The 3991-nt window shown below is 40.5% G+C and carries 3 protein-coding genes and 2 pseudogenes; 2 read left to right on the top strand and 3 right to left on the bottom strand.

The genetic code is table 11. The features are described from left to right. Positions 1-15: 15 nt before the first annotated feature. The 3 genes and pseudogenes from SD31_RS13015 to ggt form a co-directional block, all read right to left on the bottom strand. Positions 16-543 (bottom strand): hypothetical protein, encoded by a 528-nt coding sequence (locus SD31_RS13015; protein ID WP_039054450.1) that lies wholly within the window; start codon positions 541-543, stop codon positions 16-18. Positions 544-708: 165 nt separating this feature from the next. Next, positions 709-900, bottom strand: a complete 192-nt coding sequence (locus tag SD31_RS17650) for a hypothetical protein (protein ID WP_197053717.1) — start codon at positions 898-900, stop codon at positions 709-711. 125 nt (positions 901-1025) lie between these two features. Continuing rightward, positions 1026-2719 (bottom strand): annotated as a pseudogene (gene ggt / locus SD31_RS13010) (gamma-glutamyltransferase). A 159-nt stretch (positions 2720-2878) separates the two neighbouring features. Here ggt and SD31_RS13005 point away from each other — a divergent pair. Both SD31_RS13005 and SD31_RS21420 read left to right on the top strand, forming a co-directional pair. Continuing rightward, positions 2879-3106: a hypothetical protein gene (locus tag SD31_RS13005; protein ID WP_039054449.1), complete on the top strand. Its 228-nt coding sequence runs from the start codon at positions 2879-2881 to the stop codon at positions 3104-3106. 17 nt (positions 3107-3123) lie between these two features. Beyond that, a pseudogene (locus SD31_RS21420) lies at positions 3124-3794 on the top strand (serine protease). Positions 3795-3991: the final 197 nt, after the last annotated feature.

The following is a 3991-nucleotide window of genomic DNA, read 5'->3' as shown; positions in this document are numbered from 1 at the left end:
ATCTTAWWTTTAAAGTTATTTATTTTTAAATCTTACGTCTAGTATATCTTCTTTGAATTTTATATCGAGATAATTTATCTCATTGGGTTTAACATATATAGTTCCATAATCTACGGCTAAATCTTTTCCTAAGATGTCGTTTCTTTGGATTTTTCCTTCCTTTAAAGGTGGTAGGTCAGAGGTTGTTGACATGGTATAACAATACCATTTATATGATTTTCCTGACACTAATTTAATGCTAGGTTTCTGTTTAGGTGTAAGTTGTTCATCGAAATGAAGAGTAGAGAAATCCTCACTATAGATTATTAACCTATAAGTGTAATTTTCTCCAAGTGGGATGAAGCTGGGAGTGTATTGAGGGGCTTCAGCAAGTTTTGAAGATACTGAAGGGTGATTTGATGTAATGCTATACATAACAATCGAAAATGGGGTAGAGGTAATTTTGTTTTCTGTATCTTCTGGGTTGTAAGTGTCTTTTGTTGTATTGGCAAGGAGGTCAAATGTTTTATTCTCGTCATTTTCAATACCCGTGAGACGTACCATTAGATTTTCATCATCAGCGACAAATTCGTTATCTGCTTTTTTACATCCAAATGTTAGAAGTAAGAAAAGAAGATGTTGATAAAAAGATAATACAATACTTGTGCATGGAATGTTAATTATAATTCAAAATCTTTTTAATTATAATTCAAAATCTTTTGATTCTAATCACCCTAAGTCACTATCCCATTGTTCGATTTGAGGGACATATTCGTCCGTATTTGAGCCAGATCTTAATTCGGTAGAGCCAGCACATAAAGAATACTCAAGCATGATAGTTTCTAGTTTTATTACAGATCGGGAATAATATGATAAGGGGAGGGACTTCAATGAAGAGTCTTCGAATAGGGTGTTATCCATTATTAATATTTAGTTAGCTTATAGTAAGTGTGATTCTGATTGCAAAGATAGCGTGATAATTTGTAAAAAAAACGCTAAATGATTAACTATCATTTAGCGTTTCGGATGCATCTTATATTTGAGCGTTAAAATCCCATGGCTGTGTCATCTCCACGGTGGTCTGCTCCGGCTTGATATTTTCCGTTAGGTAATACTACGATATTTTCTACTCTTCCGATAGGGCCTCTTTGACGAATGGTGTATCCGTCTTTTTCTAAGCTTTTGCGGATATCTTCGCGGATAGCTTTAGCCTCCACATCTATACGGTCCGGTTTCCATTGATGGTGGAAACGAGGAGCGCTAACCGATTGTTGTGCCGTCATTCCGAATTCTAAAACGTTCAAGATAGTCTGGAATACTGAAGTTATGATTGTCGAACCTCCAGGCGTTCCTACGACCATCTTAAGCTTGCCGTCCTTTTCGATGATGGTAGGGGTCATGGCCGACAGCATACGTTTTCCAGGTTCTATGGAGTTAGCTTTTCCTCCTAGAAGGCCGTACATGTTAGGGGTTCCAGGCTTGATGGAGAAATCGTCCATCTCGTTGTTTAACAAGAATCCGGCGCCATGTACCCATACACAAGAACCGTACGAACCATTGATGGTAGTCGTCAAAGATACTGCATTGCCATATTTGTCTACAATGCTATAGTGTGTCGTTTGTTCTGATTCATAGCCAGGGAATACGGAAGCCTTCACTTCGTCGCTAGGGGTAGCTTTTGCCAATGATACGTTGGCCATGCGGCTGCGGTTGTATTCTGCTGAGGTCAGATGCTCCACCGGAACACGGTAGAAGTCCGGGTCGCCGAGGTGAGTAGCACGGTCTGCATATACGCGACGTTCGGCCTCTACCATAGCGCGTACTGTGCTATCTGCCTGAAATCCCCATTGTGCCAGAGGATATTTTTCTACCGACTGAAGTAATGCCAAGAGTGCTACGCCACCACTTGAGGGAGGGGGCATGGAGATGACCTTATACCCTTTGTATTCTCCTACAATAGGTTTTCTCCATACTGCTTGGTATTCTTCCAAGTCTTTATGTGTGATTAAACCGTTACCGCGCTTCATTTCGGCCACGATAAGGTCTGCTGTCTTTCCTTTGTAGAAGCCATCTCTTCCTTGGTCGGCGATACGTTTCAATGTTTCGGCAGATCTTTTTGCACGAAGATGTCGCCTTCTTTCCAGGGTTCGTCTTTAATGATAGCAGCACCCTTAGGGTTATATTTGACAAAAGACTCTTTGTATTTGTTGAATTCACGGGCTTGCATCTTAGTGATAGGGAACCCTTTTTCTGCCAGTTCGATTGCAGGCTGAAGAAGGGTCTTCCATGGTAGGGAGCTGTATTTTTTGTACGCCTCATCCATACCTGCAACAGACCCCGGCACGCCGGCAGCAAGATGTCCATAAATACTTAAATTTTCGATAGGATTGCCTTCTTTGTCCAGATACATGTCTCTGTGTGCCGCCAAAGGAGCTTTTTCTCTAAAGTCTAGAGAGCTCACCTCTCCTTTGTTGCTTCTATATACCATGAATCCGCCACCACCGATGTTTCCGGCGTTAGGATAGACTACGGCAAGAGCAAATTTTACGGCAATGGCCGCATCAACTGCGTTACCTCCTTTTTTCAGGATTTCCAATCCCACTTTTGAGGCCAAAGGATGTGCTGTTACTACCACACCATTTTTATATTCGGTGTCCGGTGCACTTTTATGGGTAGTTTGTTTAGATTTACAACTACCTAAGACTAAAAATAGTACAAGTAAATATGAAAGTCTTCTCATAAGGTATTGTTGTGTATGCTTGCAAATATAACAGTAAATTCAAATAATAGAAGGTAAAGCGGAAAAACATTCTCACAAAGGGATTCTGGGCATGCCTAACAAAATTATTACATATTCTTTGATGCCTTCTTAGCATCTTTGCGGCAAATTAACTTAAATATGAAAAGAAAAATATTGTTTTTTACACTTTTATTTGCAGGCTTCTTAAGCTTCCATAGACTTTTTGCGCAGAACTATGAGAAGGAACTTCAAGAGAATTTCCGTCCAGCTTTTATGGATATGGGAGATGTGGAGACTAAAGTAACAAAGCTTCTAGCTTCGGAGCCTGCTACTAATCAGCAGGAAATCCAAAGCCAGCTTAGACAGCGGAAGGAGGCTCTCAGGTAAACATTAAACGTCAGCAGGTGGGTAAGAAGGAGCTTTCGAATGTGGAACTAGCACGAAGAGTGAGGCTATCGACAGTGGTTATCGGTAATGCATATGATTGTGGCAAATGCCATCGTACACACGTCGCACCCGCCGCAACAGGATATATTATTGATGAGGGTGGTATCATAGTCACTAACTATCATGTAATAGATTCTGCACGAAATAGAGTGAACGGAACCAAAAAGGAACTTTTTGTGATGACCGATGAGGGAGACATCTTCTTTATTAAGGAAGTACTTGCTTCTTCTTTGGATGATGACCTCGCTGTAGTACGTGTGGATACCAAAGGAAAAAAGCTTAAAGTATTACCTTTGGGGCATATACGGCGCAACAGGGAGAAGACGTATATGTTATGGGACATCCGCGACATAACTTATATTATTGGTCAAAAGGTATTGTAGCACGCAACGTGATGGGTAGATCGGTTATGAATCGCCATGCTGTAGTACCTTTGATGGAAATTACGGCAGACTATGGAGTTGGGGCCAGTGGAGGTCCGGTTGTGGATAAGTACGGGAATGTTGTGGGAACTGTAAGTTCTACCGTAAGCATATATGCAGATGAGGCTGCACAGCGAGGATTTCAGATGTCCATAAAAACCACCATTCCGGTGATACAACTGAAACGTCTTATCAAATTACAATAAGATAAAGCCCGACAACGTGGACTGCCCCCAAAAAGTTGGACGAATTTATGCAATATTTTTGATATGATGAGCTCGGTATTCTACCGGGCTCATTCCATTTAAATTAGTTCTTATCCTTTGTCGTTGTAATATTTAATATATTCTATAATACTCTAGTTAATTCCAGTATTGACCTATATTTCTTWATAAAYAACTCT

Origin of the sequence: Sphingobacterium sp. T2, assembly GCF_000814685.1 — a bacterium.
Lineage (GTDB): Bacteria > Bacteroidota > Bacteroidia > Sphingobacteriales > Sphingobacteriaceae > Sphingobacterium > Sphingobacterium thermophilum.
The sequence above is the reverse complement of the archived record's forward strand: the minus strand, read 5'-3'. Positions and strand labels throughout refer to the sequence as shown.